The organism is Citricoccus sp. SGAir0253 (assembly GCF_005877055.1).
GTDB lineage: Bacteria > Actinomycetota > Actinomycetes > Actinomycetales > Micrococcaceae > Citricoccus.
On the sequence record NZ_CP039424.1, the window covers coordinates 1,756,067 to 1,778,345 of the forward strand.

General features: G+C 74.4%; 27 protein-coding genes. 14 read left to right on the top strand and 13 right to left on the bottom strand.

The window, feature by feature from the left end:
* Window positions 1–51 precede the first annotated feature (51 nt).
* From E7744_RS07770 to E7744_RS07785, 4 genes are read left to right on the top strand one after another with little or no spacing between them, the layout of a single operon-like run.
* On the top strand, window positions 52–561 hold the full coding sequence (locus E7744_RS07770) for an RNA polymerase sigma factor (RefSeq protein ID WP_371415328.1): 510 nt from the start codon (window positions 52–54) through the stop codon (window positions 559–561).
* A complete protein-coding gene (locus E7744_RS07775; RefSeq protein WP_137773623.1) occupies window positions 558–1,214 on the top strand; it encodes a methylated-DNA--[protein]-cysteine S-methyltransferase in 657 nt (218 codons plus the stop codon). Before E7744_RS07770 ends, E7744_RS07775 begins: the two co-directional genes overlap by 4 nt.
* On the top strand, window positions 1,211–1,849 hold the full coding sequence (locus E7744_RS07780; protein WP_137773624.1) for a DNA-3-methyladenine glycosylase I: 639 nt from the start codon (window positions 1,211–1,213) through the stop codon (window positions 1,847–1,849). Before E7744_RS07775 ends, E7744_RS07780 begins: the two co-directional genes overlap by 4 nt.
* Window positions 1,850–1,858: 9 nt before the next feature.
* Complete coding sequence (locus tag E7744_RS07785; RefSeq protein WP_137773625.1) at window positions 1,859–2,383, top strand: hypothetical protein; 525 nt, start codon at window positions 1,859–1,861, stop codon at window positions 2,381–2,383.
* Between the two features lie 151 nt (window positions 2,384–2,534).
* On the opposite strand, the gene E7744_RS07790 is transcribed toward E7744_RS07785, so the two are convergent.
* From E7744_RS07790 to E7744_RS07805, 4 genes are all read right to left on the bottom strand, one after another.
* Complete coding sequence (locus E7744_RS07790; RefSeq protein WP_137773626.1) at window positions 2,535–2,792, bottom strand: type B 50S ribosomal protein L31; 258 nt, start codon at window positions 2,790–2,792, stop codon at window positions 2,535–2,537.
* 98 nt (window positions 2,793–2,890) lie between these two features.
* Complete coding sequence (locus tag E7744_RS07795) at window positions 2,891–3,715, bottom strand: RNA methyltransferase (protein WP_137774932.1); 825 nt, start codon at window positions 3,713–3,715, stop codon at window positions 2,891–2,893.
* Between the two features lie 58 nt (window positions 3,716–3,773).
* On the bottom strand, window positions 3,774–4,622 hold the full coding sequence (locus E7744_RS07800; RefSeq protein WP_137773627.1) for a sulfite exporter TauE/SafE family protein: 849 nt from the start codon (window positions 4,620–4,622) through the stop codon (window positions 3,774–3,776).
* A 39-nt stretch (window positions 4,623–4,661) separates the two neighbouring features.
* Window positions 4,662–5,426, bottom strand: coding sequence for an ABC transporter ATP-binding protein (locus tag E7744_RS07805; protein ID WP_210417205.1), 765 nt, complete (start codon window positions 5,424–5,426; stop codon window positions 4,662–4,664).
* A 128-nt stretch (window positions 5,427–5,554) separates the two neighbouring features.
* On the opposite strand from E7744_RS07805, the gene serB reads away from it, so the two are divergent.
* Entirely contained in the window at window positions 5,555–6,517 is a 963-nt protein-coding gene (gene serB / locus E7744_RS07810; protein WP_137773629.1) for a phosphoserine phosphatase SerB, read from the top strand.
* A 102-nt stretch (window positions 6,518–6,619) separates the two neighbouring features.
* Here serB and E7744_RS07815 read toward each other — a convergent pair whose 3' ends face one another.
* Window positions 6,620–7,423: an SDR family oxidoreductase gene (locus tag E7744_RS07815; RefSeq protein WP_137773630.1), complete on the bottom strand. Its 804-nt coding sequence runs from the start codon at window positions 7,421–7,423 to the stop codon at window positions 6,620–6,622.
* Window positions 7,424–7,428: 5 nt separating this feature from the next.
* On the bottom strand, window positions 7,429–8,163 hold the full coding sequence (locus tag E7744_RS07820; RefSeq protein WP_137773631.1) for a beta-ketoacyl-ACP reductase: 735 nt from the start codon (window positions 8,161–8,163) through the stop codon (window positions 7,429–7,431).
* A 147-nt stretch (window positions 8,164–8,310) separates the two neighbouring features.
* Between E7744_RS07820 and E7744_RS15955 the strand changes: the two genes are divergently transcribed.
* The 3 genes from E7744_RS15955 to E7744_RS07835 are packed head-to-tail and all read left to right on the top strand — an operon-like array spanning window position 8,311 to window position 9,975.
* Window positions 8,311–8,766 carry a DUF3099 domain-containing protein gene (locus E7744_RS15955; RefSeq protein WP_137773632.1) on the top strand — a complete coding sequence of 152 codons (456 nt, stop codon included), beginning with the start codon at window positions 8,311–8,313 and terminating at the stop codon, window positions 8,764–8,766.
* Window positions 8,763–9,050, top strand: a complete 288-nt coding sequence (locus tag E7744_RS07830; RefSeq protein WP_137773633.1) for a hypothetical protein — start codon at window positions 8,763–8,765, stop codon at window positions 9,048–9,050. Before E7744_RS15955 ends, E7744_RS07830 begins: the two co-directional genes overlap by 4 nt.
* Window positions 9,043–9,975, top strand: coding sequence for an SURF1 family protein (locus tag E7744_RS07835; RefSeq protein ID WP_137773634.1), 933 nt, complete (start codon window positions 9,043–9,045; stop codon window positions 9,973–9,975). Before E7744_RS07830 ends, E7744_RS07835 begins: the two co-directional genes overlap by 8 nt.
* 66 nt (window positions 9,976–10,041) lie before the next feature.
* Here the strand turns inward: E7744_RS07835 and E7744_RS07840 are convergent, their stop codons facing one another.
* On the bottom strand, window positions 10,042–11,640 hold the full coding sequence (locus tag E7744_RS07840; protein WP_137773635.1) for an ABC-F family ATP-binding cassette domain-containing protein: 1,599 nt from the start codon (window positions 11,638–11,640) through the stop codon (window positions 10,042–10,044).
* Window positions 11,641–11,781: 141 nt separating this feature from the next.
* Between E7744_RS07840 and E7744_RS07845 the strand changes: the two genes are divergently transcribed.
* From E7744_RS07845 to E7744_RS07860, 4 genes are read left to right on the top strand one after another with little or no spacing between them, the layout of a single operon-like run.
* Window positions 11,782–12,378 carry a biotin transporter BioY gene (locus E7744_RS07845; RefSeq protein ID WP_246858353.1) on the top strand — a complete coding sequence of 199 codons (597 nt, stop codon included), beginning with the start codon at window positions 11,782–11,784 and terminating at the stop codon, window positions 12,376–12,378.
* Window positions 12,379–12,383: 5 nt separating this feature from the next.
* Entirely contained in the window at window positions 12,384–13,295 is a 912-nt protein-coding gene (locus E7744_RS07850; protein ID WP_137773637.1) for an energy-coupling factor ABC transporter ATP-binding protein, read from the top strand.
* Window positions 13,292–13,984, top strand: coding sequence for an energy-coupling factor transporter transmembrane component T (locus E7744_RS07855; protein ID WP_168199785.1), 693 nt, complete (start codon window positions 13,292–13,294; stop codon window positions 13,982–13,984). The genes E7744_RS07850 and E7744_RS07855 overlap by 4 nt, the downstream gene beginning before the upstream one ends.
* Window positions 13,981–14,895: a neutral zinc metallopeptidase gene (locus E7744_RS07860; protein WP_137773639.1), complete on the top strand. Its 915-nt coding sequence runs from the start codon at window positions 13,981–13,983 to the stop codon at window positions 14,893–14,895. The genes E7744_RS07855 and E7744_RS07860 overlap by 4 nt, the downstream gene beginning before the upstream one ends.
* Before the next feature lie 104 nt (window positions 14,896–14,999).
* On the opposite strand, the gene E7744_RS07865 is transcribed toward E7744_RS07860, so the two are convergent.
* From E7744_RS07865 to E7744_RS07890, 6 genes are all read right to left on the bottom strand, one after another.
* Window positions 15,000–15,326, bottom strand: a complete 327-nt coding sequence (locus tag E7744_RS07865) for a metal-sulfur cluster assembly factor (RefSeq protein WP_137773640.1) — start codon at window positions 15,324–15,326, stop codon at window positions 15,000–15,002.
* A gap of 8 nt (window positions 15,327–15,334) precedes the next feature.
* The gene (gene sufC / locus E7744_RS07870; RefSeq protein WP_137773641.1) at window positions 15,335–16,099 is read right to left on the bottom strand and encodes a Fe-S cluster assembly ATPase SufC; all 765 of its coding nucleotides are present in this window, start codon (window positions 16,097–16,099) and stop codon (window positions 15,335–15,337) included.
* Between the two features lie 75 nt (window positions 16,100–16,174).
* The gene (locus E7744_RS07875) at window positions 16,175–16,510 is read right to left on the bottom strand and encodes a non-heme iron oxygenase ferredoxin subunit (protein WP_137773642.1); all 336 of its coding nucleotides are present in this window, start codon (window positions 16,508–16,510) and stop codon (window positions 16,175–16,177) included.
* Window positions 16,510–17,736, bottom strand: coding sequence for a Fe-S cluster assembly protein SufD (gene sufD / locus E7744_RS07880; protein ID WP_137774933.1), 1,227 nt, complete (start codon window positions 17,734–17,736; stop codon window positions 16,510–16,512). The genes E7744_RS07875 and sufD overlap by 1 nt, the downstream gene beginning before the upstream one ends.
* Before the next feature lie 74 nt (window positions 17,737–17,810).
* Complete coding sequence (sufB, locus tag E7744_RS07885) at window positions 17,811–19,271, bottom strand: Fe-S cluster assembly protein SufB (RefSeq protein ID WP_137774934.1); 1,461 nt, start codon at window positions 19,269–19,271, stop codon at window positions 17,811–17,813.
* Window positions 19,272–19,297: 26 nt separating this feature from the next.
* Complete coding sequence (locus E7744_RS07890) at window positions 19,298–20,122, bottom strand: metalloregulator ArsR/SmtB family transcription factor (protein WP_246858354.1); 825 nt, start codon at window positions 20,120–20,122, stop codon at window positions 19,298–19,300.
* Window positions 20,123–20,311: 189 nt separating this feature from the next.
* Here E7744_RS07890 and E7744_RS07895 point away from each other — a divergent pair, with 189 nt between their 5' ends.
* Window positions 20,312–21,370, top strand: coding sequence for an ABC transporter ATP-binding protein (locus E7744_RS07895; RefSeq protein WP_137773643.1), 1,059 nt, complete (start codon window positions 20,312–20,314; stop codon window positions 21,368–21,370).
* The gene (locus E7744_RS07900; RefSeq protein WP_137773644.1) at window positions 21,367–22,173 is read left to right on the top strand and encodes an ABC transporter permease; all 807 of its coding nucleotides are present in this window, start codon (window positions 21,367–21,369) and stop codon (window positions 22,171–22,173) included. Before E7744_RS07895 ends, E7744_RS07900 begins: the two co-directional genes overlap by 4 nt.
* The last annotated feature ends 106 nt before the right edge of the window (window positions 22,174–22,279 follow it).

The window sequence follows — 22,279 nt, forward strand, 5'->3', positions numbered from 1 at the left end:
AGTCCGGGGCGGGGACCTCACGGTCGGGGCGCGGGCGGCGACTACGGTGTGATGACGATGATGCAGCCCTTCGACCTGGCCGTCCGCACGCACGGTGCCACCGTGCTGCGGGTGTGCCGCGCGGTGCTCGGCCCCGGCCCGGACGCCGAGGACGCGTGGCAGGAGACGTTCCTGTCCGCGCTGCGGTCCTGGCCGGACCTCGAGGACGGCACCAACCTGGAGGCCTGGCTCGTCCGCGTGGCCGGACGGCGGTGCGTGGACGTCCTGCGGGCCCGGGGACGCCAGCCCGTGCCGGTCGAGCAGCTGCCGGAGCCGGTCGTGGCCGCGACCGCCGAGCGGCTCGGGGACGCGGAGGTGTGGGCCGCCGTCGCGGCCCTGCCGGAGCGCCAGCGGCTGGCCATCGCCTATCACTACCTCGGCGGCCTGCCGCACGTGCAGACCGCGCGGCTCATCGGCGGGACGCCGGAGGCCGTCCGGCGCTCGGCCGCCGACGGCCTGAGGACCCTGCGGCGCACCTACGGCGCCGAGGACGGACACGGCAGGACGGACGGGAGCACATGAACACGATCACGGACCCCGGGGATCTCCCCACCCCCGCCGAGGCCCCCGGCGGGCTGCCGGGCTGGCCGGACGAGGGAACGGAACGCGTCTCCCTCGCGGCCCTGCGGCGCCGGCTGGCCCGCGGCGCCGAGGCGGAGGGACTGCTCGGCGTCGCCTACCGCGAGGTGGACAGCCCCGTGGGCCGGCTCCTGCTGGCGGCCACCGAGCGCGGCCTCGTCCGCGTGGCCTTCGAGCGAGAGGGCTTCGAGGCGGTCCTGGCCGCCCTCGCCCAGCGGATCACCCCCCGGGTCCTGGAGGCCCCGGACCGGCTGGACGCGGCGGCCCGCGAGCTCGAGGAGTACTTCGCCGGCCGGCGCCGCGCCTTCACGCTCCCCCTGGACCTCGCCCTGTCCACGGGCTTCCGGCGCTCCGTGCAGCAGCGGCTGCCGGAGATCGGCTACGGGCGGACGATGTCCTACCGCCGGCTGGCCGAGCTGCTGGACCGGCCCACGGCGGTGCGGGCCGTGGGCACCGCGTGCGCCACCAACCCCCTGCCCCTCGTGGTCCCGTGCCACCGCGTCGTGCGGTCGGACGGCGGCCTCGGCGGCTACCTCGGCGGCGTGGAGGCCAAGGGCCTGCTGCTGGAGCTCGAGCAGCACCGGGAGGCGGCATGAGCCCGGTCCCGCCGGAGGGGCTCGTGGTGGGCGGGGACGGGCTGGCCCGTCCGGCCTGGGCCGCGACCGATCCGCTGCTGCGCGAGTACTACGACACCGAGTGGGGCCTGCCCGTGCGGGACGAGCGCGGGGTCTTCGAGCGGCTCTCGCTCGAGGCCTTCCAGTCCGGCCTGTCCTGGCGGACCATCCTCGCCAAGCGACCGGCGTTCCGGGCCGCGTTCGACGGCTTCGACCCCGAGGCCGTCGCCGGCTACGGCGAGGCCGACGTCGAGCGGCTGCTGGGTGATGCCGGGATCGTGCGCAACCGGGCCAAGGTCCGGGCGACCATCGCCAATGCCCGGGCCACCGTGGACCTGCGCCCGGACGGCGGGCTCGCGGCCCTCGTGTGGTCGTTCCGGCCCGCGGCCGCCCCGGCCCCGCGGACCGCGGCGGAGGTGCCGAGCCAGTCCGCGGAGTCGGTGGCACTCGCGCGGGCCCTGCGCTCGCGTGGCTTCCGCTTCGTCGGTCCCACCACGATGTTCGCGCTCATGGAGGCCATCGGGGTGGTGGACACGCACCTCGTGGGCGCGCACCGCCGGGGCAGCTCGGGGGTGTGGCCCGCGGCGGAGGGACCGGCGGCGGCCGCCGCTGGCTAGGCTGGAGCCATGATGCGTGGCGAAGCGGGGACCGAGGTGGCGGCCTGGCGGCGGTGGGGCACGGCGATCGGCTGGGTCCTCGCCGTGGCGGTGCCCCTGTGGATGGCGGGCGGACGGGTCCTGGCCGGCAGCGCCGGCGCGCTGACCCCGGTCTACGCCCTGACCCTGGCCCCGCTGCTGCTCGTGCTCTCCGTCGTGGCCCTCGCCGTCCCCCGCCGCCGGCCGGGCCGCCTGCCCTCCGGGCGCGCCCTGGGCGTGCTGTCCCTGGCCTGGGCCTGCGGGATCGGCCTGGGGTTCACGCTGCCGGACACCGGGGAGGGGGCGTCCTCGGTGCTCGGCGTCCTGGCCGGTCCCGGCGCCGAGGGGGCCGCCGCCGCGCTGAGCAACCCGCTGGGGATCATCATGGCCTTCATGGCCGTCGCCGGCTGCGTGCTCGCCGTGCGGGACAGTGCCCGGCCGGACGGGGCGCGCCGCTCCCCCGCCGACGAGGACGACCACCAGGGCACCGGCTTCTTCCCGGTCCTGGACGTCTAGCCGGGAACGACGGCCGGGCGGCGAGTCCGCACGGCCGGAGGGATGGCCCAGAACGACGGGACCGGGGCCGTCCTCGGCCCGTCCCCGCGAGGGGACGGACCGGGTCGGCCCCGGTCCTGTCGATGACGTGGGTCGCCCTGGGGGCGGAAGACTACTTCTTGCCGCCGAAGCCCTTGAAGCGGGCGTTGAAGCGCTCGACGCGGCCGGCGGTGTCCATGATCCGCTGCTTGCCGGTGTAGAACGGGTGCGAGGCGGCGGAGATCTCGACGTCGATCACCGGGTAGGTGTTGCCGTCCTCCCACTCCATCGTCTTGTTCGAGGACGTGGTGGACCGGGTGAGGACCTTCTCGCCGGAGGCCAGGTCGTTGAAGATCACCAGCTGGTAATCGGGGTGGATGTCAGTCTTCATGGGAATCCTTCGTCGGCGCCACTGGATTTTGCCAGCGACTTGAGGAATGTTCAGGTCGGCCGGGAGTCGGCCGACCATCCACTATAGCGCATGGGCGCTCAGCCCCGCGGACGCAGCTCCCAGAACGCCACCGCACTCGCGGCGGCCACGTTGAGCGAGTCCACCCCCGCGGCCATGGGGATCGCCACGGTCAGGTCGCAGGCCGCCAGGGTCTCGGGGGTCACCCCGGGCCCCTCGGCCCCGAGCACGAGGGCGAGCCGTTCGTGCCCGCGCAGGGCGGGGTCGTCGAGGGGCACCGAGTCCTGGGCCAGCTCGAGGGCGGCCACCGTGAACCCCGCCGCCCGCAACCGCTCGAGCTCCCCCGGCCACGCGGCCCGGCCGCGGCCGTCGGCCTCGCCGACCCGCGCCCACGGGACGGAGAACACCGTGCCCATCGAGACGCGGATGCTGCGCCGGTACAGCGGGTCCGCGGACTCTGGGCTGACCAGGACGGCGTCCACGCCCAGGGCTGCCGCGGAACGGAAGATCGCCCCCAGGTTCGTGTGGTCGGACACGTTCTCCAGCACCGCGACGCGGCGGGCCCCGGCGAGCACCTCGTCGACGGAGCGGGGCGCGGGCCGGTCCATCGCGGCCAGCGCGCCCCGGTGGAGGTGGAAGCCGGTGACCTGCTGGAGCAGGTCGTCCGGACCCGTGAACACCGGGACCCCGGGGTGCGCGGCGAACACGTCCGCCAGCGAGTCCAGGTACCGGTGGGCCAGGAAGAAGGACCGGGGCGCGTGGCCCGCGGCGAGGGCCCGGCGCACCACCTGTGAGGACTCGGCCAGGAAGATGCCGTGCTCCGTGTCCTGGCGTCGGCGCAGGGCGGCGTCGGTCAGGCGGCTGTAGACCTCGACCCGCGGATCGGCGGGGTCCGTCAGCTCGATGGGGGCGGGGCGCCCGGCCTGCCTCGCCGCGACGCCGCTGACGGAATCGGCGGCCGGCTCACCCACCGGCGACCAGCCGCCAGACCATGTTCACCAGCCCGGCCAGGCCCACCGCCACGATCACCGCGCGCAGCCACACCGGCCGGATCCGCCGGCCGATCCGTGCGCCCAGGCTGGCGCCGAGCATGGAGGACACGGCGATGAGCAGCACCGCGCGCCAGTCGATGCGGTCCAGGGCGAACAACAGGTAGGACACCGCCGCGATGAGGTTCACGGCCAGGGACAGGTAGGTCTTCACGGCGTTGGCGTGCACCAGGGTGCCCGCCATGAACACCCCGAGGATGCCCATCAGCAGGACCCCCTGGGCGGCCACGAAGTAGCCGCCGTAGACGCCCGCGCCGAACACGAGCAGCCACAGCGCCGGGGACACCGGGCGGGACGGGACCTCGGGCTCGGCGGCCGCGAGGGCCGGCGTCGGGGTCCCCTCCGCCTCCTGGCGCCGCGCCTTGCGCCGGCGCACCCAGGCGGACATGCGGGGCTGGAAGACGACGAAGCACAGCGCCACCACGATGAGGATGGGGGCGGCCACCCCGAAGACCTCCTCGGGCAGCACCAAGAGCAGGAACGCCCCGAGCAGGCCACCGGACAGGGAGGCCAGGGTCAGGGCCGGCAGCACCGCCCGCGACTCGGCGAGCTCACGCCGGTACCCGAACACCCCCGAGACGCCGGCGGCCACGAGGCCCATGGCATTGGAGATCTGCGCCGTGACCGGCGGGAAGCCCATCGCCACGAGCACCGGGAACGTCACGAGCGTCCCCGACCCCACGACGGTGTTGATGGTGCCGGCCCAGAATCCGGCGAGCAGGATGACGACGACCTGCCATGGCTCGAGGCCCAGGATCTCCACGCGGTACTCCTCCGGTTCCGTCGGTGCTGGACGGACCGGTCAGCGGGCGACGGCCGCGTAGCGGCCGGCATCGCGCGTCACCCTCAGGGGCAGGCCGAACGCCGTGGAGAGGTTGTCCTCCGTGAGGGTCTCCTCCAGCGGGCCCGCGGCCACCACGCGTCCGCGCCGCATCAGCAGGGCGTGCGTGAAGCCTGGCGGGACCTCCTCGACGTGGTGGGTGACGAGCACGAGGGCCGGGGCCGCGGGGTCCTCGGCCAGCCGGGTGAGCGCGCGCACGAGCGTCTCGCGGCCGGCCAGGTCCAGGCCGGCGGCGGGCTCGTCCAGCAGCAGCAGCTCCGGATCGGACATCAGGGCCCGGGCCACCAGGACGCGCTTGCGCTCGCCCTCCGAGAGGGTGCCGAAGCGCCGGTCCTCGAAGCCGCTCAGCCCCCACTGCCACAGCAGCCGGCGCGCACGGTCCTCGTCCTGGGCGTCGTAGCCCTCCCGCCAGCGGCCCATCACGCCCCACGAGGCGGTCAGCACCGCGTCCAGCACGGTCTCCCGGCCGGGCAGCTGCTGGGCGAGCCCGGCGGAGGACAGGCCGATCCGCGGGCGCAGCTCGAAGACGTCGACGGCGCCGAGCACCTCGTCGAGGATGCCCACCATGCCGGTGGTCGGGTGCATGCGGGTGGAGGCGACCTGCAGCAGCGTGGACTTGCCGGCCCCGTTCGGGCCCATGACGATCCAGCGCTCCCCCTCGCGCACCTGCCAGTCCACGCCGTCGAGCAGCTCCTTGGAGCCGCGGCGCACCCCGACCCCGGACATCTCCACGACGGCCTCCCCGGACGGGAGGACGGTGGGGGCCTGGTGGGCGCGCTCGGAGACGGCGGAAGGGATGGTCATGCCACAAACACTAGGCTAGGAGGAGCCCCCGAAGCACGAAAGGCCACGGCATGCCGCGCATTGACCCCTTCCCCGAGGCTGTCCCAGCCCCCCTCGCCGCGCCCGGCACGGACGCCGCCGGCGCCGCCGGGACGGGTGCCGGGGGTGGGGACCTCGTCCTCGTCTACGCGCCGGGGACGGTCGATCCCGTCACCGGCGAGGCCGGGTCGCCCGAGGTCGGCCCACCCGCACCGGAGGGGGTGCCGGGATCCGCCGAGCCGGTGGCCGGCGTCGGCTTCCACGGCTGGCGCTGGACCGCGTCTGCCGGGACCCCGGCCCCGGATCCCGCGCGGCTGCCGGGCGGCACCGCCCTGGCGGTCGTCCCGGCCGCCGCCGCCGCGGCCACGCCGCGGATGCTCGTGATGGACGTGGACTCCACGCTGATCCGCCAGGAGGTCATCGAGCTGCTGGCCGCCCACGCCGGCCGCGAGGCCGAGGTCGCCACCGTCACCGAGGCCGCCATGCGCGGCGAACTCGACTTCGCCCAGTCGCTGCACCACCGCGTGCAGGCCCTCGCCGGACTGGACGCCGCCGTGGTGGACCGGGTGGTGGCCGCCGTGGAGCCGCAGCACGGCGCGCGGGAGGTGATCGCGGCGTTCCGCGCGGCGGGCTGGCAGGTGTGCGCCGTCTCCGGCGGCTTCACCCAGGTGCTGGCGCCCCTCGCGGCGGACCTGGGCCTGGACCGCTACCGCGCCAACGACCTCGAGATCGTGGACGGCCGGCTCACCGGCCGGGTGACGGGCACGGTCGTGGACCGGGCGGTGAAGGCCCGCATGCTGCGCCAGTGGGCCGCGGAGGCCGGCGTGGAGGAGGCGGGCGTGATCGCCGCCGGGGACGGCGCGAACGACATCGACATGCTGGAGGCGGCCGGGCTGGCGGTGGCGTTCTGCGCCAAGCCGGCCCTGCGCGAGCACGCGGACGTGGAGCTGGACCTGCCGACGCTGGACGTCATCCGCGCCCTCGCCGGCCTCTGAGCCGCCGGGCCGCCACACGCCCCCGAACCCGACCGGGAACGCCCTCGACGGGCCGGGAGGGGACCCGGCCCGTCGAGGGGTGGTCGGCGCCGGGACGCCGGGTCAGCGGTGGTCCGGGTCTCCCCCGGCCGCGGCGAGGAAGTCCTGCGCCCCGCCCACGTACTCGGTGTGGCCGGCCGGCAGGTCCCGGCCGACGAGCGCGTCCACCTCGGCGGCGAACTCCTCCACGGAGTACAGCCGCCCGGCGGCCTCGCGGCGGGCCTCCAGGGCGCCCGGCTCGGCGCGGTTGAGCATGGTGGCGGTGATGGTGCCCTCGATCATGTCCCCGGAGACCACCACGAAGCCGATGCCCTTCTCCTGCAGGGCCGGGATCCGCTCGCGCAGGGCGGTCTCGCCGGCGCGCTTCGAGCGGGCCACGGGCTCGTAGGCGTCCATGGTGGGGACCACGTCGATGAAGTGCGCCTGGTGGCTCGTGACGAACACGACCTGCGAGCCGGGGGCCATGACCTCGGCGGCGGCCTCCAGCATGGCGAGCTGGGCGTCGCGGTTGAGCACGGTGGCGTAGTCCTCGCCCATGGACGTCTCCATGCCGCCGGAGGCGTTGAGCACGAGCACGTCCAGGGAGCCGAAGGACTGCACGGCGGCGTCCACCATGGCCTTGCGGCCCTCGGCGGTGGTGATGTCCGCGCCCACGGCCACGGCCCGGCCACCGGCCTCCTCGATCGAGGCGACCACCTTGTTCGCCCGGGGCGCCTTCTGCCGGTAGTTGACGACCACGCCGGCGCCGCGGGCGGCGAGCAGGCGGGCCGTCTCGGCGCCGACGCCGCGGCTCGAACCGGTGACGATGGCGCCCTTGCCGGCGAGGTCCTGGGCGGGGCGGGTGTCCTGGGTGTTCTCGGAAGTCATGGGGATCAGTGTCCCATCCCGAGGCCGCCGTCCACGGGGATGACGGCCCCGGAGATGTACGCGGCCTCGTCCGAGGCGATCCAGCGCACCACGCCGGCCACCTCGGAGGGGTCGGCGAACCGCCCGGCGGGGATCTGCGCCCTGTACTGCTTCTGCAGGTCCTCGCCGAGCCCCTGGGTCATCTCCGTGTCGATGTAGCCCGGTGCCACCACGTTGGCGGTGATGTTGCGCGAGCCCAGCTCGCGGGTCAGCGAGCGGGCCATGCCCACGAGCCCGGCCTTCGAGGAGGCGTAGTTGATCTGGCCCGGGGAGCCGTAGAGGCCCACCACCGAGGAGATCAGCACCACGCGGCCGCGCTTGAGCCGGATCATGCCCTTGGAGGCGCGCTTGAGCACGCGGAAGGCCCCCGTGAGGTTGGTGTCGATGACCGAGGTGAAGTCCTCCTCGCTCATCCGCAGCAGCAGCTGGTCCTGGGTGATCCCGGCGTTGGCCACGAGCACCTCCACGGGGCCGTGCGCCTCCTCCACCTGCGTGAAGGCGCGGTCCACCGAGGCGGCGTCCGTGACGTCGGCCTGCACGGCGAACAGCCCGTCCGGGGCCTCGCCGGAGCGGGAGGTGACCGCGACGCGGTCCCCGTTCGCCCGGAACGCCTGCGCGATGGCCAGGCCGATCCCGCGATTGCCGCCGGTGACGAGGACGCTGCGTCCGGGGGTCGGTTCCTGCGTGGTGGCCTCGGCCATGGGTGTCCTCCTGGGGAGCGATCGGGAACGGGTGACGACCGGGTCGCCCCGGTCTCCGGTGCCCCACTCTAGGGCGGATGGTGGGACAATGGATGGAGCCCGGAGCCGTCCCCCGCCGCTCCCCGACCCATCCAGCAGGAGTCCGCCATGTCGATCCGTCCCGCCGAGACCGGCCGCCACCCGGGCCGTCCACGGCGCGACCACGCCGACGAGGTGTACCGGATCACGAGCGCCCCGGCGCCGGGGCACGAGGACCGGGACGCCCGCTTCGTGCGCTACGCGTGGCAGATGGGCATCCGCACCGCCTGCTTCGTCGCGGCGTTCTTCACCCACGGCTGGCTGCAGATCGTCTTCTTCATCCTGGCCATCGTGCTGCCGTACCTCGCCGTGGTGCTGGCGAACAACGGGGCCGTGTCCAACGGCGAGGTCCTCGACGCCGTCCAGCCGGCCGACCGGCCGGAGGCGCCCGTCCGGCTGGCGCTGGAGGGCACCCCGGAGACGGTCGTCGGCACCACGGTCGACGACGGCGCCCCCGCCCTGCCCGGTGGCGCCGGCGCCGGCCCCGACGGGGCCCGGGACGACCGGGACGACCGCGCCGCATGACCGGGGAGGACCTGCTCGGTGCCCTCGACGGCACCGCCGCCCGGCCGCGCGCCGGACGGCCGGCGTCGGGAGCGGACGCCCCGGAGGCGGCGGGCCCGCACCGGCGCGAGTGCTCCCGGAAGGGCTGCCGGCAGGACGCGGCGTGGCGGCTGGAGTGGAACAACCCGCGCGTGCACGCCCCCGAGCGGCGCAAGACCTGGCTGTCCTGTGACGAGCACCGGGACTGGCTCACCGACTACCTGCGGTCCCGCGGACTGCTGAAGGACGTACTGCCCCTTGACTGAGACGACCCCCGAGACCGCCACGGACCGGCCCGGCGAGCCGAGGCGGGCCCGCCTCGACTACCGCTTCCTGATCTCCCCGCAGTGGCTCGGGGGGCTGGCCTTCTGCGCCCTGTTCGCCGTCGCGTGCGCCCTGCTGGGCCAGTGGCAGATGGACCGGCGCATGGAGGCGGTCGCCGAGATCAACAAGGTGCTGTCCAACTACGACGAGCCGGCCGTCCCGCTGGCCGGCCACGCCGCGCTGTTCACGGACGTGCGCCCGGAGCAGGAGTGGACCCCGGTCGAGATGCGCGGGCGGTACCTCGTGGAGGACACCCGCATCGTCCGCAACCGGCCGCTGGCCGGCCGGCCCGGCTACGAGGTGCTCGTGCCGTTCCGCGCGGACACCGGGGACGTGGTGGTCGTGGACCGCGGCTGGCTGCCGATCGGGGACACCCCCGGCCGACCGGACGTCGTCCCGGCGCCGCCCGCGGGCGAGGTCACCGTGGTGGCCCGCGTGCGGCCCGGCGAGCCGGACCTGGGGCGGGACGCCCCGGCCGGCCAGCTCGCCTCCATCGACCTCGCCGCGTTCGAGGACAGCGTGGGCTACGACGTGGCGGACACCGCCTACGGCCAGCTCGCCGAGGAGACCCCCGCCCCGGCGGTGGCCCTGCAGCAGCCGCCGAAGCCGCCGCTGGACGAGGGGCCGCACCTGTCCTACTCGCTGCAGTGGTTCATGTTCGGGCTGATGAGCTTCATCGTGTGGGGCTACCTGGCCCGGCAGCGCGCGGTCAACGACCGCGACGACCGGGAGCACGGGCTCACCGAGGACGACGGCTACCTCTCGGCCCACCGCGCCCCGCGGGCCCGGCCCGTGCGGCGCCGCGGCGGGCGGCCCACCGACGAGGAGGTCGAGGACGCGATGCTCGACGCCGCGTCCCGCCGCTGACCGGCACGGACCACCTGCGGCTGCCGACCCTGATCGCGGGCCGGGCCGATCGGGCCGAGCGCGGCGTCAGGCCAGGGTGATGAGGTCCTGGTAGGAGCTGTTCCACAGGTCCTCGACGCCGTCCGGCAGCAGCACCACGCGCTCGGGCGCGAGGGCCTCGACGGCGCCCTCGTCGTGCGTCACGAGCACGACCGCGCCCTCGTAGGTCCGCAGGGCGTTGAGGATCTCCTGGCGCGAGGCCGGGTCCAGGTTGTTGGTCGGCTCGTCCAGCAGCAGCACGTTCGCGCTCGAGGCCACGAGCGTGGCCAGCGCCAGGCGCGTCTTCTCGCCGCCGGAGAGCACGCCGGCGGGCTTGGCCACGTCGTCCCCGGAGAACAGGAACGAGCCGAGGATGTTGCGCACCTCGGTGTCCCCCAGGTCCGGGGCCGCGGTGCGCATGTTCTCCAGGACGCTGCGGTCGCCGTCGAGGGTCTCGTGCTCCTGCGCGTAGTAGCCGAGCTTGAGTCCGTGCCCGGCGATGACCTCGCCCGTGTCCGGGGCGTCGATGCCGGCCAGCATGCGCAGCAGGGTGGTCTTGCCGGCGCCGTTGAAGCCGAGGATGACCACGCGCGAGCCGCGGTCGATGGCCAGGTCCACCCCGGCGAAGATCTCCAGCGAGCCGTAGGACTTGGACAGGTCCTCGGCCTTGAGCGGGGTCTTGCCGCAGGGGGCGGGGTCCGGGAAGCGGATCGCGGCCACCTTGTCGTCCGCCCGCTCGCCCTCGAGGCCCTTCATCATCCGCTCGGCGCGCTTGATCATGCTCTGGGCGGCCACGGCCTTGCTGGCCTTCGCCCGCATCCGGTTGGCCTGGTCCATCAGCTGGCCGGCCTTCTTCTCCGCGTTCTGGAACTCGCGCCGGCGCCGGGCCTGGTCCTGCTCGCGCTGGAGCAGGTAGGCCTTCCAGCCCATGTTGTACTGGTCGATCACCTGGCGGTTGGCGTCCAGGTACAGCACCTTGTTGACCGTCATCTCCATCAGGGCCACGTCGTGGCTGATCACGATGAACCCGCCCGGATAGCCCTTGAGGAAGTCGCGCAGCCACACGATCGAATCGTGGTCGAGGTGGTTGGTGGGCTCGTCCAGGAGCAGGATGTCGGCGTCCGAGAACAGGATCCGGGCCAGCTCCACGCGGCGGCGCTGGCCGCCGGAGAGGGTGTGCAGCGGCTGGTCCAGCACGCGGTCCGGCAGGGCCAGGTTGGCACAGATCGTGGCGGCCTCGGACTCCGCGGCGTACCCGCCGGAGGTGGTGAACTCGGCCTCGAGCCGGCCGTAGCGGTTCATCGCCCGCTCGCGGATCGCGTCGTCCGGGTTGGCCATGTCGTCCTCGGCCTGGCGCATGCGGCGGATGATCTGGTCCAGCGAGCGGGCCGAGAGGATGCGGTCCCGCGCCGTCTGGTCCATGTCCTCGACCTTGGGGTCCTGGGGCAGGTAGCCGATCGACCCGCGCCGGGTCACGTGCCCGTCGGCGGGCAGGGCCTGGCCGGCGAGCACCTTGGTCAGGGTGGTCTTGCCGGCGCCGTTGCGGCCCACCAGCCCGACCTTGTCCCCCTTGTCCACCCGGAAGGAGACGCCCTCCATCAGCAGCCGGGCCCCCGCACGCAGTTCGAGGTCTGTGACGGATAGCACGGGGTGACTCCTTGGAACGCCTAGACTGTCCGCCGAGGCTGGCGGAACCCGTCAAGTCTACCGTCGCGCGCGGCCGGCCCCGTCCGGCAGGTGAAGGAGCATGAGTTGAGCCAGGCAGTCCCCAGCGTCCACCGTCGGTCCATGACGGTCCCCACCCAGGTGGCCCTCGCGGGCGTGTTCGCCGCCCTCATCGCCGTGTGCGCCATGCTGCCCCCCATCCCGGTCGGGGGCTTCGGCGTGCCCATCACCCTGCAGACCTTCGCCGTGATGCTCACCGGGCTCGTGCTCGGGGCGCGGCTGGGGTTCCTGTCCGTGCTGCTCTACGTGGTGGTCGGCCTCGCCGGGCTGCCCGTGTTCTCCGGCTTCAACGCCGGCCTCGGCGTGCTGGCCGGGCCCTCGGCCGGCTACCTGCTGGCCTTCCCCCTGGCCGCCGGGCTGGCCGGCGCCCTGTCCACGCTGGTGCTGCGCCGGGGGCAGGCCGCCGCGGCCCGCGGCGCCGGCCGGATGGGCGCGGGCCGGTGGGTGCTCGTGTGGCTGTGCGCCATGGCCGGGTCCTTCGTCTTCGTCCACCCGATGGGCATCGCCGGCATGATGCTGTCCCTCGACCTGGACCTGGGCACCGCCCTCGGCGCGGACATCGTGTTCTGGCCGGGTGACGTCATCAAGAACGTGCTGGCCACCGCCGTGGCGGCCACCGTCATCCGGGCCTTCCCGGCGCTGGCCCTGCGCCGGTTCTGAGCCGCATGCCCACCGCCCGCCCCACCGGCCCGGCGCCGGCCCCCGGGACGATCCCCCGGGGGGTGGCGACGACGGCCCCGGCCGCCGGGCACCGCCGGGGCACGGAGCGTCCGGCCGGCCGCGCCCCCGGGGCGGCGGCCGGGATCGAACTGCGCGGCGCCGTCGTCGACGTCCCGGGAGCCGCCCCGGCCCCGGGCCAGTCCCCCGGCGCGGTGCCCGGAACCCTCCGGGTGCTCGGCCCGGTGGATGCCACGCTGACGGAACCGGTGGTCGCGGTGATCGGCGCCAACGGCTCCGGCAAGTCCACCCTGGTGCGCCTGCTGGACGGGCTCGTGCAGCCGGCGGCGGGCACCGTCCGGGTCCACGGCCGGGACACCGTGGCGGAGACGGCCGCCGTCCGCGCCCGGACCGGCTTCGTCTTCACCGACCCGCTCGTCCAGCTCGTCATGCCGACCGCCGGCGAGGACGTGGAGCTGTCCCTGCGGCGGACCCACCGTGACCGCCGGGCGCGCCGCCGGGCGGCCGAGGAGGTGCTGGCCGCGCACGGGCTGGCCGGCCTGGCCGACCGCAGCATCTACGACCTCTCGGGCGGCCAGCGCCAGCGGCTGGCCCTGGCCACCGTGCTCGCGACCGACCCCGTGCTGCTGGTCGCCGACGAGCCGACGACGCTGCTGGACCTGGACTGGACCCTCGAGGTGCAGGAGCTGCTGCTGTCCCGGCCCGGCACGGGACGGTGCCGCCAGCTCGTCTACACGACGCACGACCTGGACTTCGCCGCCCGCGCCGACCGCGGGCTCGTGGTCGCCGGCGGCCGCGTGGTGCACGACGCCCCGGGTCCCGAGGCGGTCGAGTGGTACCGGCGGGACGTGCACGACCGGCGCGCCCGGCGCGGGGCCACGGGGCGGGACCGGCGGTGAACCTGCTGGAGCACCGGCCCGGGGACTCCCCCGTGCACCGCGCTCCGCTGGGGCTGAAGTACCTCGTGCTGCTGGCGGTCTCGGTCACCCTGGTGCTGTGGCGCGAACCGGTCGTGGTCGCCCCGGTGCTCGCGCTCGTGGCCGGGCTCCACGTGCTGGCCGGGCTGCCGCGGGAGCTCCTCGCGCCGTGGCGGCGCGGCTGGCCGCTGCTCGTCTTCGCCGGCCTGGCGCGCTGGGCCTCGGGGGCCTGGGGACCGGCGGGCCTGCCCCCGCTGGAGGCCGTCGGCCCGGCGCTCGTGGTGGTCGCCGCGGTGTTCGGCGCGCTGGCCGCCGCCCGGCTGCTCGTCATCACCACGCCCGGCACGGAGCTGCTGGACGGGCTGGCGCGGTTCTTCGGGGCCTTCCGCCGGCTCGGGGTGGACCCCGAGGCCGCCGCGCTGGCCGTCAACGTCATGCTCCGCTCCATCCCGTGGGTGGGCGCCGCGGTGCGGGCCCAGTCCGAGGCGCTGGCCGCCCGGGGGCTGCGCCGGGGCCCGGTCCGGCTGATGGGCCCCGTGCTCGTGGCGACCGTGGGCCACGCCCGGGCCACGGGCGAGGCGCTGGCGGCCAGGGGCCTGCCCGCCGCGCCGGAGACCGGCGCCCGGCACCACCCGGGCGCGGAGGCCGGGGACTACACTCGGGCTCCATGAGCTTCAACGACAACGTCCGGCTGGATCCGGGCCGGGTGCGGGACTCCCGGGGAGCCGGCGGGGGGCGCGGGGGCACCGTGGCGATCGGCGGCGGGACGGGGTTGCTGGTGCTGCTGCTCGCGATCTTCGCCCCGGGCCTGGCCGAGCAGCTGGGGCTGACCGGCGGCACGGGGACCTCGCAACAGCAGCCGGCCGGGCCCGCCGCCTCGGAGGCGTGCCGGACGGGCGCGGACGCGAACGAGCGGACCGACTGCCGGATCATCGCCACCGTGGAGTCCGCGGACGCGTTCTGGGACCCGTACCTCGCGGACTACAACGTGACCTGGCGGGCCCCCGGCGTGGAGCTGTTCTCCGGCCGCGTGGACACGGCCTGCGGGGCCGCCACCTCAGAGGTCGGGCCCTTCTACTGCCCGGCGGACGAGGCCGCCTACTTCGACACCGACTTCTTCGGGCTGCTGGAGTCCCGCTTCGGGGCGTCCGGCGGGCCCCTCGCCGAGGAGTACGTGGTGGCCCACGAGTACGGGCACCACGTCCAGAACATCATCGGCTACCTGCAGTACTCGCAGTCCGGCGGCACCGGGCCCGAGTCCGGGGCGGTGCGCGTGGAGCTGCAGGCCGACTGCTACGCCGGGATGTGGGCCGGCCACGCGGCGCGCACCGAGGACCCCGAATCGGGCGTGCCGTTCCTGGAGCCCGTCACCCGGCAGGACCTGGACGACGCGCTGTCCGCGGCCGCCGCCGTCGGGGACGACCGCATCCAGCGCTCCACCCAGGGCCGGGTGATCCCCGAGGCGTTCACCCACGGCACCTCGGAGCAGCGCATGGCGTGGTTCCTGCACGGCTACGAGACCGGGGACATCAACCAGTGCAACACCCTGGACCACCCCGACCTGGACGATCCGACGGCCTGAGACACCCCACGGCGGCGCCCGGCGCCCGGACACGGCACGGCGGCACCGCCCCGGAGGTCCGGGACGGTGCCGCCGTGCCGTCGGTGGACGCGTGACCGGTCCGGTCAGATGTTGAAGCCCAGGGCCCGCATCTGCTCACGGCCGTCGTCGGTGATCCGCTCGGGACCCCACGGCGGCATCCAGACCCAGTTCAGCCGCCACTCGTCGACCATGGTGCCGATCTCCTTGCCGATCTGCTCCTCGAGCACGTCGGTCAGGGGGCACGCCGCGGTGGTCAGCGTCATGTCGATGACCAGGGCGCCGTCCTCGGCGTAGTGCATGCCGTACAGCAGGCCCAGGTCCACGACGTTCACGCCCAGCTCGGGGTCGATGACCTCGTGCAGGGCCTCCCGGATGTCGTCCAGGGACGTCTGTGACTGCTCGGTGGTCATGGTGCTCCTCAGGCGCCCGCGGCCGCGGTCTCGAAGCGCTCGTAGCCCTCGGACTCGAGGCGGTCGGCGAGGTCGGCGCCGCCGGACTCGGCGACCTTGCCGTCCACGAAGACGTGCACGAACTCGGGCTTGATGTACTTCAGGATCCGGGTGTAGTGGGTGATGAGCAGGGTGCCCATCTCGTTGGTCGACTGGGCGCGGTTGACGCCCTCGGAGACCACGCGCAGCGCGTCCACGTCCAGGCCGGAGTCGGTCTCGTCCAGGACGGCGAACTTCGGCTTGAACAGCTCGAGCTGCAGGATCTCCACGCGCTTCTTCTCGCCGCCGGAGAAGCCCTCGTTGACGTTGCGGGAGGCGAACGCCGGATCGATCTTCAGGTTCTCCATGGCCGCCTTGACGTCCTTGGTCCAGTGGCGCAGCGAGGGCGCCTCGCCGTCGATCGCGGTCTTGGCGGTGCGCAGGAAGTTGGTCATGGTGACCCCGGGGATCTCCACCGGGTACTGCATGGCCAGGAACAGGCCCGCGCGGGCCCGCTCGTCCACGGACATGGCCAGCACGTCCTCGCCGTCCAGGGTGATGGAGCCGCCGGTGACCTCGTAGCGCGGGTGCCCGGCGATGGTGGAGGCCAGGGTCGACTTGCCGGAGCCGTTGGGGCCCATGATGGCGTGGACCTCACCGGTGTTGATGGTCAGGCTGACGCCCTTGAGGATCTCCTTCGGGCCGTTCTCGGTCTCGATCGAGACGTGCAGGTCCTTGATTTCCAGGGTAGACATTCGTGTTCTCCTTGCGGTTCCGCCGGCGGGCCGGCGGGAAGTGTGTGTGGATGGGTGGGGGGACGGTCGGCCGGCTCAGGCGTCCCGGTTGAGGACGGTGGAGGTGTCCACCCAGACGCCGTCGTCCTCCACGGCCAGGGCGTAGACGTTGACGGGCTCGGTGGCGGGCAGCACGTTCGGACGCCCGGTGACGAGGTCGAACGCCGAGCCGTGGCCGATGCACTCGAGGGCGCAGCCCTCCACGAAGCCGTCGGACAGGGACACCTCCTCGTGCGAGCAGGTGTCGTCCAGGGCGTGCAGCGAGCCGTCGGAGGCGCGGGCCACCGCGACGGGCGTGCCGTCCACGATGAACCGCCGCGCCTCCTCGGGGCCGATCTCCTCCGGCCCGCACACGCGCACTCCGGCGGCCATCAGAGGCTGGCCACCTGCAGCTCGGTCTCCATGACCTCGATGAGCCCGGCCTCGACGTCCTCGATCCCCACCTTCTGGATGATCTCGTGGAGGAAGCCGCGCACCACCAGCTCGCGGGCCTCCTTCTCCGGGATGCCGCGGGCCATGAGGTAGAACAGCTGCTCGTCGTCGAACCGCGCGGTGGACGAGGCGTGGCCGGCGCCCTCGATCAGGCCGGTCTCGATCTCGAGGTTCGGCACGGAGTCGGCGCGGGTGCCGTCCGAGAGGACCAGGTTCTGGTTCTTCTCGTAGCTGTCGGTGCCCTCGGCATCCTTGCGGATCAGCACGTCGCCCACCCACACGGTGCGCGCGTCCCGGCCCTGCAGGGCGCCCTTGTAGAGCACGTTGGAGGTGCAGTTCGGCACGGCGTGGTCCACGAACAGGCGCTGTTCGAGGTGCTGGCCGGCGTCGGCGAAGTACAGGCCGTACAGCTCGGCCTCGCCGCCGGGGCCGGCGAACCGGGCGGTCGGCGTCAGGCGCACGAGCGAGCCGCCGTAGGTGACGGTGACGTGCTTGAACGCCGCGTCCTTGGCCACCTTCGCCTGCTGCGCGGAGGCGTGCACCGTGGTGCCGTCCCAGGCCTGGATGGAGGTGACGTTGAGCCCGGCACCCTCGCGGACGTCGAACTCGACGTTCTGGGACACCACGGCCTCGCCGCGGTGGGTGATCACGACGTCGGCGCGCGAGTTGGGCTCGGCGACGACCAGCAGGTGCTGGGCGGCGGGCTCCGCGCCGGAGCCGGTGACCTCGATGCGCACCGGGGCGTCGGCCTCCACGCCGGAGCCGATCGTCACGACGGTCGCCTCGGCGAAGGAGGCCCACGCGGCCGCGGAGACTCGGTCGTCCGGGGTCAGCGCGGCGCCCAGCCGGGCGTCGTCGCGGGACACGGTCTCCACGGTGACGCCGTCCACGGCGCCCACCGCGACGGCCGGCGCGGCACCGGTCAGCCGGGCGGCGTCGCCGGCGGGCAGGTGCAGCCCCGCCAGGCGGTCCAGCGGGGTGAACCGCCAGTCCTCCTCGCGGCCGGTCAGCACGGCGAAGTCGGCCAGCTCGAAGCTGGACCGGCGGTCCGCCCGCGAGGAGCCGGCCTTGGCCTGCTCCCCCGCGGCCGGCACGGCGTGGCGGGCGTGGCCCGCCTCGCTGGCCTGGGCCACGGTGGTGGAGAGCGTCTCGCCCTCCTCGCCCATCCCGGGGATGACGGGCACGCCGGCCCCGTCGGCGTCGATTTCTTCCGGTGCGGTGTTGACAGTCTGCGACACGCTCAGCCCACCGATCCTTCCATCTGCAGTTCGATCAGCTTGTTCAGTTCCAGGGCGTACTCCATTGGCAGCTCGCGCGAGATCGGCTCCACGAAGCCGCGCACGATCATCGCCATCGCCTCGGTCTCGGACATGCCGCGGCTCATCAGGTAGAAGAGCTGCTCCTCGGAGACCTTGGAGACGGTGGCCTCGTGGCCCAGCGTCACGTCGTCCTCGCGGATGTCGATGTACGGGTACGTGTCCGAGCGGGAGATGGTGTCCACCAGCAGCGCGTCGCACACGACCGAGTTGGCCGAGCCCTTGGCGCCGTCCATGACCTGGACGAGGCCGCGGTAGGCGGCGCGGCCACCACCGCGGGCCACCGACTTGGAGACGATCGAGCTGGACGTGTTGGGGGCCAGGTGGACCATCTTGGAGCCGGTGTCCTGGTGCTGCCCGGCGCCGGCGAAGGCGATGGACAGGGTCTCGCCCTTGGCGTGCTCCCCCGTGAGGTACACGGCCGGGTACTTCTGGGTGACCTTGGAGCCGATGTTGCCGTCGATCCACTCCATGGTCGCGCCCTCCTCGGCCACGGCCCGCTTGGTCACCAGGTTGTACACGTTGGTGGACCAGTTCTGGATGGTCGTGTAGCGCACGCGGGCGTTCTTCTTCACGACGATCTCCACGACCGCCGAGTGCAGCGAGTCGGAGTTGTAGATCGGCGCGGTGCAGCCCTCGATGTAGTGCACGTAGGAGTCCTCGTCCGCGATGATCAGCGTCCGCTCGAACTGGCCCATGTTCTCCGTGTTGATGCGGAAGTAGGCCTGCAGCGGGATCTCCACGTGGACGCCCTTGGGCACGTACACGAAGGAGCCGCCGGACCACGTGGCGGTGTTCAGCGCGGCGAACTTGTTGTCGCCCACCGGGATGACGGAGCCGAAGTACTCCTTGAAGATCTCCGGGTGCTCCTTCAGGCCCGTGTCCGTGTCGAGGAAGATGACGCCCTGCGCCTCGAGGTCCTCGCGGATCTGGTGGTACACCACCTCGGACTCGTACTGCGCGGCGACGCCGGCCACGAGCCGCTCACGCTCGGCCTCCGGGATGCCGAGGCGCTCGTAGGTGTTGCGGATGTCCTCCGGCAGGTCCTCCCAGGTCTTGGCCTGGCCCTCGGTGGAGCGCACGAAGTACTTGATGTTGTCGAAGTCGATGCCGGAGAGGTCGGCGCCCCAGGTCGGCATCGGCTTGCGCTCGAAGTACTTCAGGCCCTTGAGCCGCAGGTTGAGCATCCACTCGGGCTCGTCCTTCTTCGCCGAGATGTCGCGCACCACGCTCTCGTCGATGCCGCGGCGCGCGTTGGCGCCGGCCACGTCCTGGTCCGACCAGCCGAACTGGTAGGCGCCAATGGCCTGGAGCTCCGGGTTCTTCTCGAGGACCTCGGAGATCACGCCCGGATCGGCGTTCTCCTTGGTGATCTGATCGGTCATCTGCAGCCTCTCTTCGTGGTCGGTGGTCATCGGTCAGTCGGCAGTGGGCGCCCGGGGGCGCCGGCACCGCCGCTGTCGGTCTGGTCGGGGGCGGTTCCCTGCGGGGCGGCCGTGGAGCCCACGCCGGACGGGACGTCCGGCTCGCGGCCCAGCGGGACGTGGGTGGTGCACACGTGGCCGCCCGTGGGCAGCGTGGCCAGCCGCCGGACGTCCACGCCGAGCAGCCGGGCGAACAGCTCGGTCTCCTCCTCGCAGAACTCCGGGAAGTCGGCGGCGATCTCCTGCAGGGGGCAGTGGCCCTGGCAGATCTGGGCCGCGCGCAGGGAGGGATGGCGGGTGGCCGCGCCGGGCTGGCCGACGAGGCGGACGCTGGCGTGGAAGCCCTCCTCGTCCAGCACGCGGGCCAGGGCGGCGGCCCGGTCGCGCAGGGTGGCGGTGGTGCCGATGGCCTCGCGATAGCGGTCCTCGACGGCGGCGAAGCGCTCGCGCGCGACGTTCCGGACGGCGTCGGGCCCGCCCACCTCCGCGAGGTGGCCGAGGGCGCGGGAGGCCACCTCGAGGTAGTCGTTGCCGAGCCGGCTCTGGCCGACGTGGCTCACCACGTAGCGGCGGGAGGGGCGGCCGGCGCCGCGGTTGCCCGCGACCAGCTTCACCTCGACGGCCCCCTCCTCGGACAGGGCGTCCAGGTGGCGGCGGACCGCGGCGGCGGTCAGGCCCAGCAGCTCGCCCACGCGGGCGGCGCTGACCGGCCCGTGGCCCAGGACCGCCTGGAGCACCCGGTCCCGGGTGCCCTCGCGGGGTCCCTCGACGCCGTCCTCGGCGGGCACGTCGACGTCAGTGGCGGAATACACAACTCACAGTTTACCTAATTGCGGCTCGGGTGAAAGTAAGGGGAGCCTTGCCCTCGGCGCCGCCGGACGGCCGGCCGCGCGGCGCACCGGACGCCCCGGGATCCGCGATCGCCCCGCCCGCCGGCCGCTCCCCCGGCCGGCGGTTCTACGCTCCGTAGAAGTGGCGGGCCCCACGGGTACCATGGATGGGTGCCGTTACCCTCCCCCCAGCCCCCGCGCGAGCCCGGGCGTCCCGCCGACGTCGCCGTGGCCGAGCCGGTGCCCGCCCCCGCCGTGCCCCCACGCCCCGCCCCGGCCCCCGGGCCGGTCCTGGTGTCCCTGCGCGGGGTCCACCGCACCGTCCGCAACCGGCGCCGCGGCGACGTGCACATCCTGCGCGGCGTGGACTTCGAGGCCCGCGCCGGCCAGGTGACCGCGCTGCTCGGGCCCAACGGGGCCGGCAAGACGACCACGCTCACCCTGGCCCAGGGCCTCGACCGGCCCGACGCCGGCACCGTCGAGCTGCTGGGGCGGGATCCCTGGCGCGCCGGGTCGGCGCTGCGCAGCCGCGTGGGCGTGATGCTGCAGGACGGCGGGCTGCCGCCCTCGGCGACGCCCGCCCGGCTGCTGTCCCACGTCGCCTCGCTCTACCGCGAGCCCGCCGACATGCCGGCCCTCACCGCACGGCTCGGGATCGACGAGTTCGCCGGCCGGGACATCCGCCGGCTCTCCGGCGGCCAGCGCCAGCGCGTGGCCCTGGCCGCGGCGCTGGCCGGCCGGCCGCGCGTCGTGTTCCTCGACGAGCCGAGCGCCGGCCTGGACCCGGTCTCCCGGCAGCTCGTCTTCGACCTGGTCACCGAGCTCAAGCAGGCCGGCCTCGCGGTGGTGCTGACCACCCACCTGCTCGACGACGCCGAGCGCCTCGCCGACCGGATCGTGCTGTTGCGCCGCGGGCTCGTGGAACGCGCCGGGACCGTGGCGGAGCTGACCGCGCGGACCGGTCCGGCCCCGCTGTCCTTCACCGTGGCCGCTCCCCTGTCCCCCGGCGCGCTCGGCTCCCTGCCCGCGGGCCTGGCCCTCACCGCCGAGGGCGTGGCGCCGGAGACGGCGGACGCCCCGGGCGGCTGCACCTACCGCGTGGACGGCGTCGCCGACCCCGCCCACTGGGCCGCCCTCGGCGCCTGGTGGCGGGACGCCGGGGTGATGCCGACCGATGTCCGCCTGCTCCACCGGTCCCTCGAGGACGTCTTCCTGGAGGTCGCCCCGTGACGGTCCACCCTTCCCCCGCGGCGCCGTCGCCGCGCCCGCTCGCCCCCACGGCCCACGAGGGCCCGTCCAACGCCCGGTCGCTCGCCCGCCGCGTGGCCGCCCAGGGCCGCTACGAGACCGTCACCGCGCTGCGCAACGGCGAGCAGCTGCTGATCTCCCTGATCCTGCCGGTCATGGCGCTGTTCGGCGTCGTCTGGGCGGGGCTGCTGGACCGCCCGGGCGTGGCCGGGGTGGACGTGGCCGTGCCCGGCGTGCTGGCCCTCGCGGTCCTGAGCTCCGCGCTGACCGGCCAGGGCATCGCCACCGGCTTCGACCGCCGGTACGGGGTCCTCGCCTACCTGTCCACCACTCCCCTCGGCCCCGCCGGGCTCGTCCTGGGCAAGGCCGTGGCGGTGCTCGGCGTCCTGGCCCTGCAGGTGGTCGTGATCGGCGGGGCCGGGCTCGTGCTCGGCTGGCGCCCGGAGCCCTCGGGGCTGGCGTGGACCGCCCTGTTCCTGCTCGCCGGGGCCGCCGCGTTCACGGCCCTGGGCCTGCTGATCGCGGGCACCGCCCGGCCGGAGGCCACGCTCGCGCTGACCAACCTGCTGTGGGTCGTGCTCGGCGCCGTGGGCGGGGTCGTGTTCCCCCTGCCGTCCTCGGGCTGGCTCGCCGCCGGCGCCCAGTTCCTGCCCTCCGCGGCCCTCGGCGACGGCCTGCGGGCCGCCTCCGTCTCCGGGACCGGCGACGTCGTGGCCCTGCTGACGCTCGCGGCCTGGGCCGTCCTGGCCACCGCCGGCGCCCTGAGGTGGTTCCGGTGGCGCTGAGCCGGACCGCGGCCCCGCCGCGGCCTCCCGCCGCCGACGCCCCGCCCGCGGGGCCCGTCACCGGCTCCACGCCCCCCGCCGTCCGAACGCCCGCCCGATCCGCCGT

Excerpts from the sequence above, each read along its gene's own strand:
- E7744_RS07820 (WP_137773631.1), bottom strand. The coding sequence starts at position 8,163 with ATGGCCGAGGCCACCACGCAGGAACCGACCCCCGGACGCAGCGTCCTC.
- E7744_RS15955 (WP_137773632.1), top strand. The coding sequence starts at position 8,311 with ATGTCGATCCGTCCCGCCGAGACCGGCCGCCACCCGGGCCGTCCACGG.
- E7744_RS07865 (WP_137773640.1), bottom strand. The coding sequence starts at position 15,326 with ATGACCACCGAGCAGTCACAGACGTCCCTGGACGACATCCGGGAGGCC.
- serB (WP_137773629.1), top strand. The coding sequence starts at position 5,555 with ATGCCGCGCATTGACCCCTTCCCCGAGGCTGTCCCAGCCCCCCTCGCC.
- E7744_RS07790 (WP_137773626.1), bottom strand. The coding sequence starts at position 2,792 with ATGAAGACTGACATCCACCCCGATTACCAGCTGGTGATCTTCAACGAC.
- E7744_RS07815 (WP_137773630.1), bottom strand. The coding sequence starts at position 7,423 with ATGACTTCCGAGAACACCCAGGACACCCGCCCCGCCCAGGACCTCGCC.
- E7744_RS07830 (WP_137773633.1), top strand. The coding sequence starts at position 8,763 with ATGACCGGGGAGGACCTGCTCGGTGCCCTCGACGGCACCGCCGCCCGG.
- E7744_RS07785 (WP_137773625.1), top strand. The coding sequence starts at position 1,859 with ATGATGCGTGGCGAAGCGGGGACCGAGGTGGCGGCCTGGCGGCGGTGG.
- E7744_RS07875 (WP_137773642.1), bottom strand. The coding sequence starts at position 16,510 with ATGGCCGCCGGAGTGCGCGTGTGCGGGCCGGAGGAGATCGGCCCCGAG.
- E7744_RS07780 (WP_137773624.1), top strand. The coding sequence starts at position 1,211 with ATGAGCCCGGTCCCGCCGGAGGGGCTCGTGGTGGGCGGGGACGGGCTG.
- E7744_RS07775 (WP_137773623.1), top strand. The coding sequence starts at position 558 with ATGAACACGATCACGGACCCCGGGGATCTCCCCACCCCCGCCGAGGCC.
- E7744_RS07845 (WP_246858353.1), top strand. The coding sequence starts at position 11,782 with ATGACGGTCCCCACCCAGGTGGCCCTCGCGGGCGTGTTCGCCGCCCTC.
- E7744_RS07805 (WP_210417205.1), bottom strand. The coding sequence starts at position 5,426 with ATGTCCGGGGTCGGGGTGCGCCGCGGCTCCAAGGAGCTGCTCGACGGC.
- E7744_RS07770 (WP_371415328.1), top strand. The coding sequence starts at position 52 with ATGACGATGATGCAGCCCTTCGACCTGGCCGTCCGCACGCACGGTGCC.
- E7744_RS07850 (WP_137773637.1), top strand. The coding sequence starts at position 12,384 with ATGCCCACCGCCCGCCCCACCGGCCCGGCGCCGGCCCCCGGGACGATC.
- sufD (WP_137774933.1), bottom strand. The coding sequence starts at position 17,736 with ATGGGCGAGGAGGGCGAGACGCTCTCCACCACCGTGGCCCAGGCCAGC.
- sufC (WP_137773641.1), bottom strand. The coding sequence starts at position 16,099 with ATGTCTACCCTGGAAATCAAGGACCTGCACGTCTCGATCGAGACCGAG.
- E7744_RS07860 (WP_137773639.1), top strand. The coding sequence starts at position 13,981 with ATGAGCTTCAACGACAACGTCCGGCTGGATCCGGGCCGGGTGCGGGAC.
- sufB (WP_137774934.1), bottom strand. The coding sequence starts at position 19,271 with ATGACCGATCAGATCACCAAGGAGAACGCCGATCCGGGCGTGATCTCC.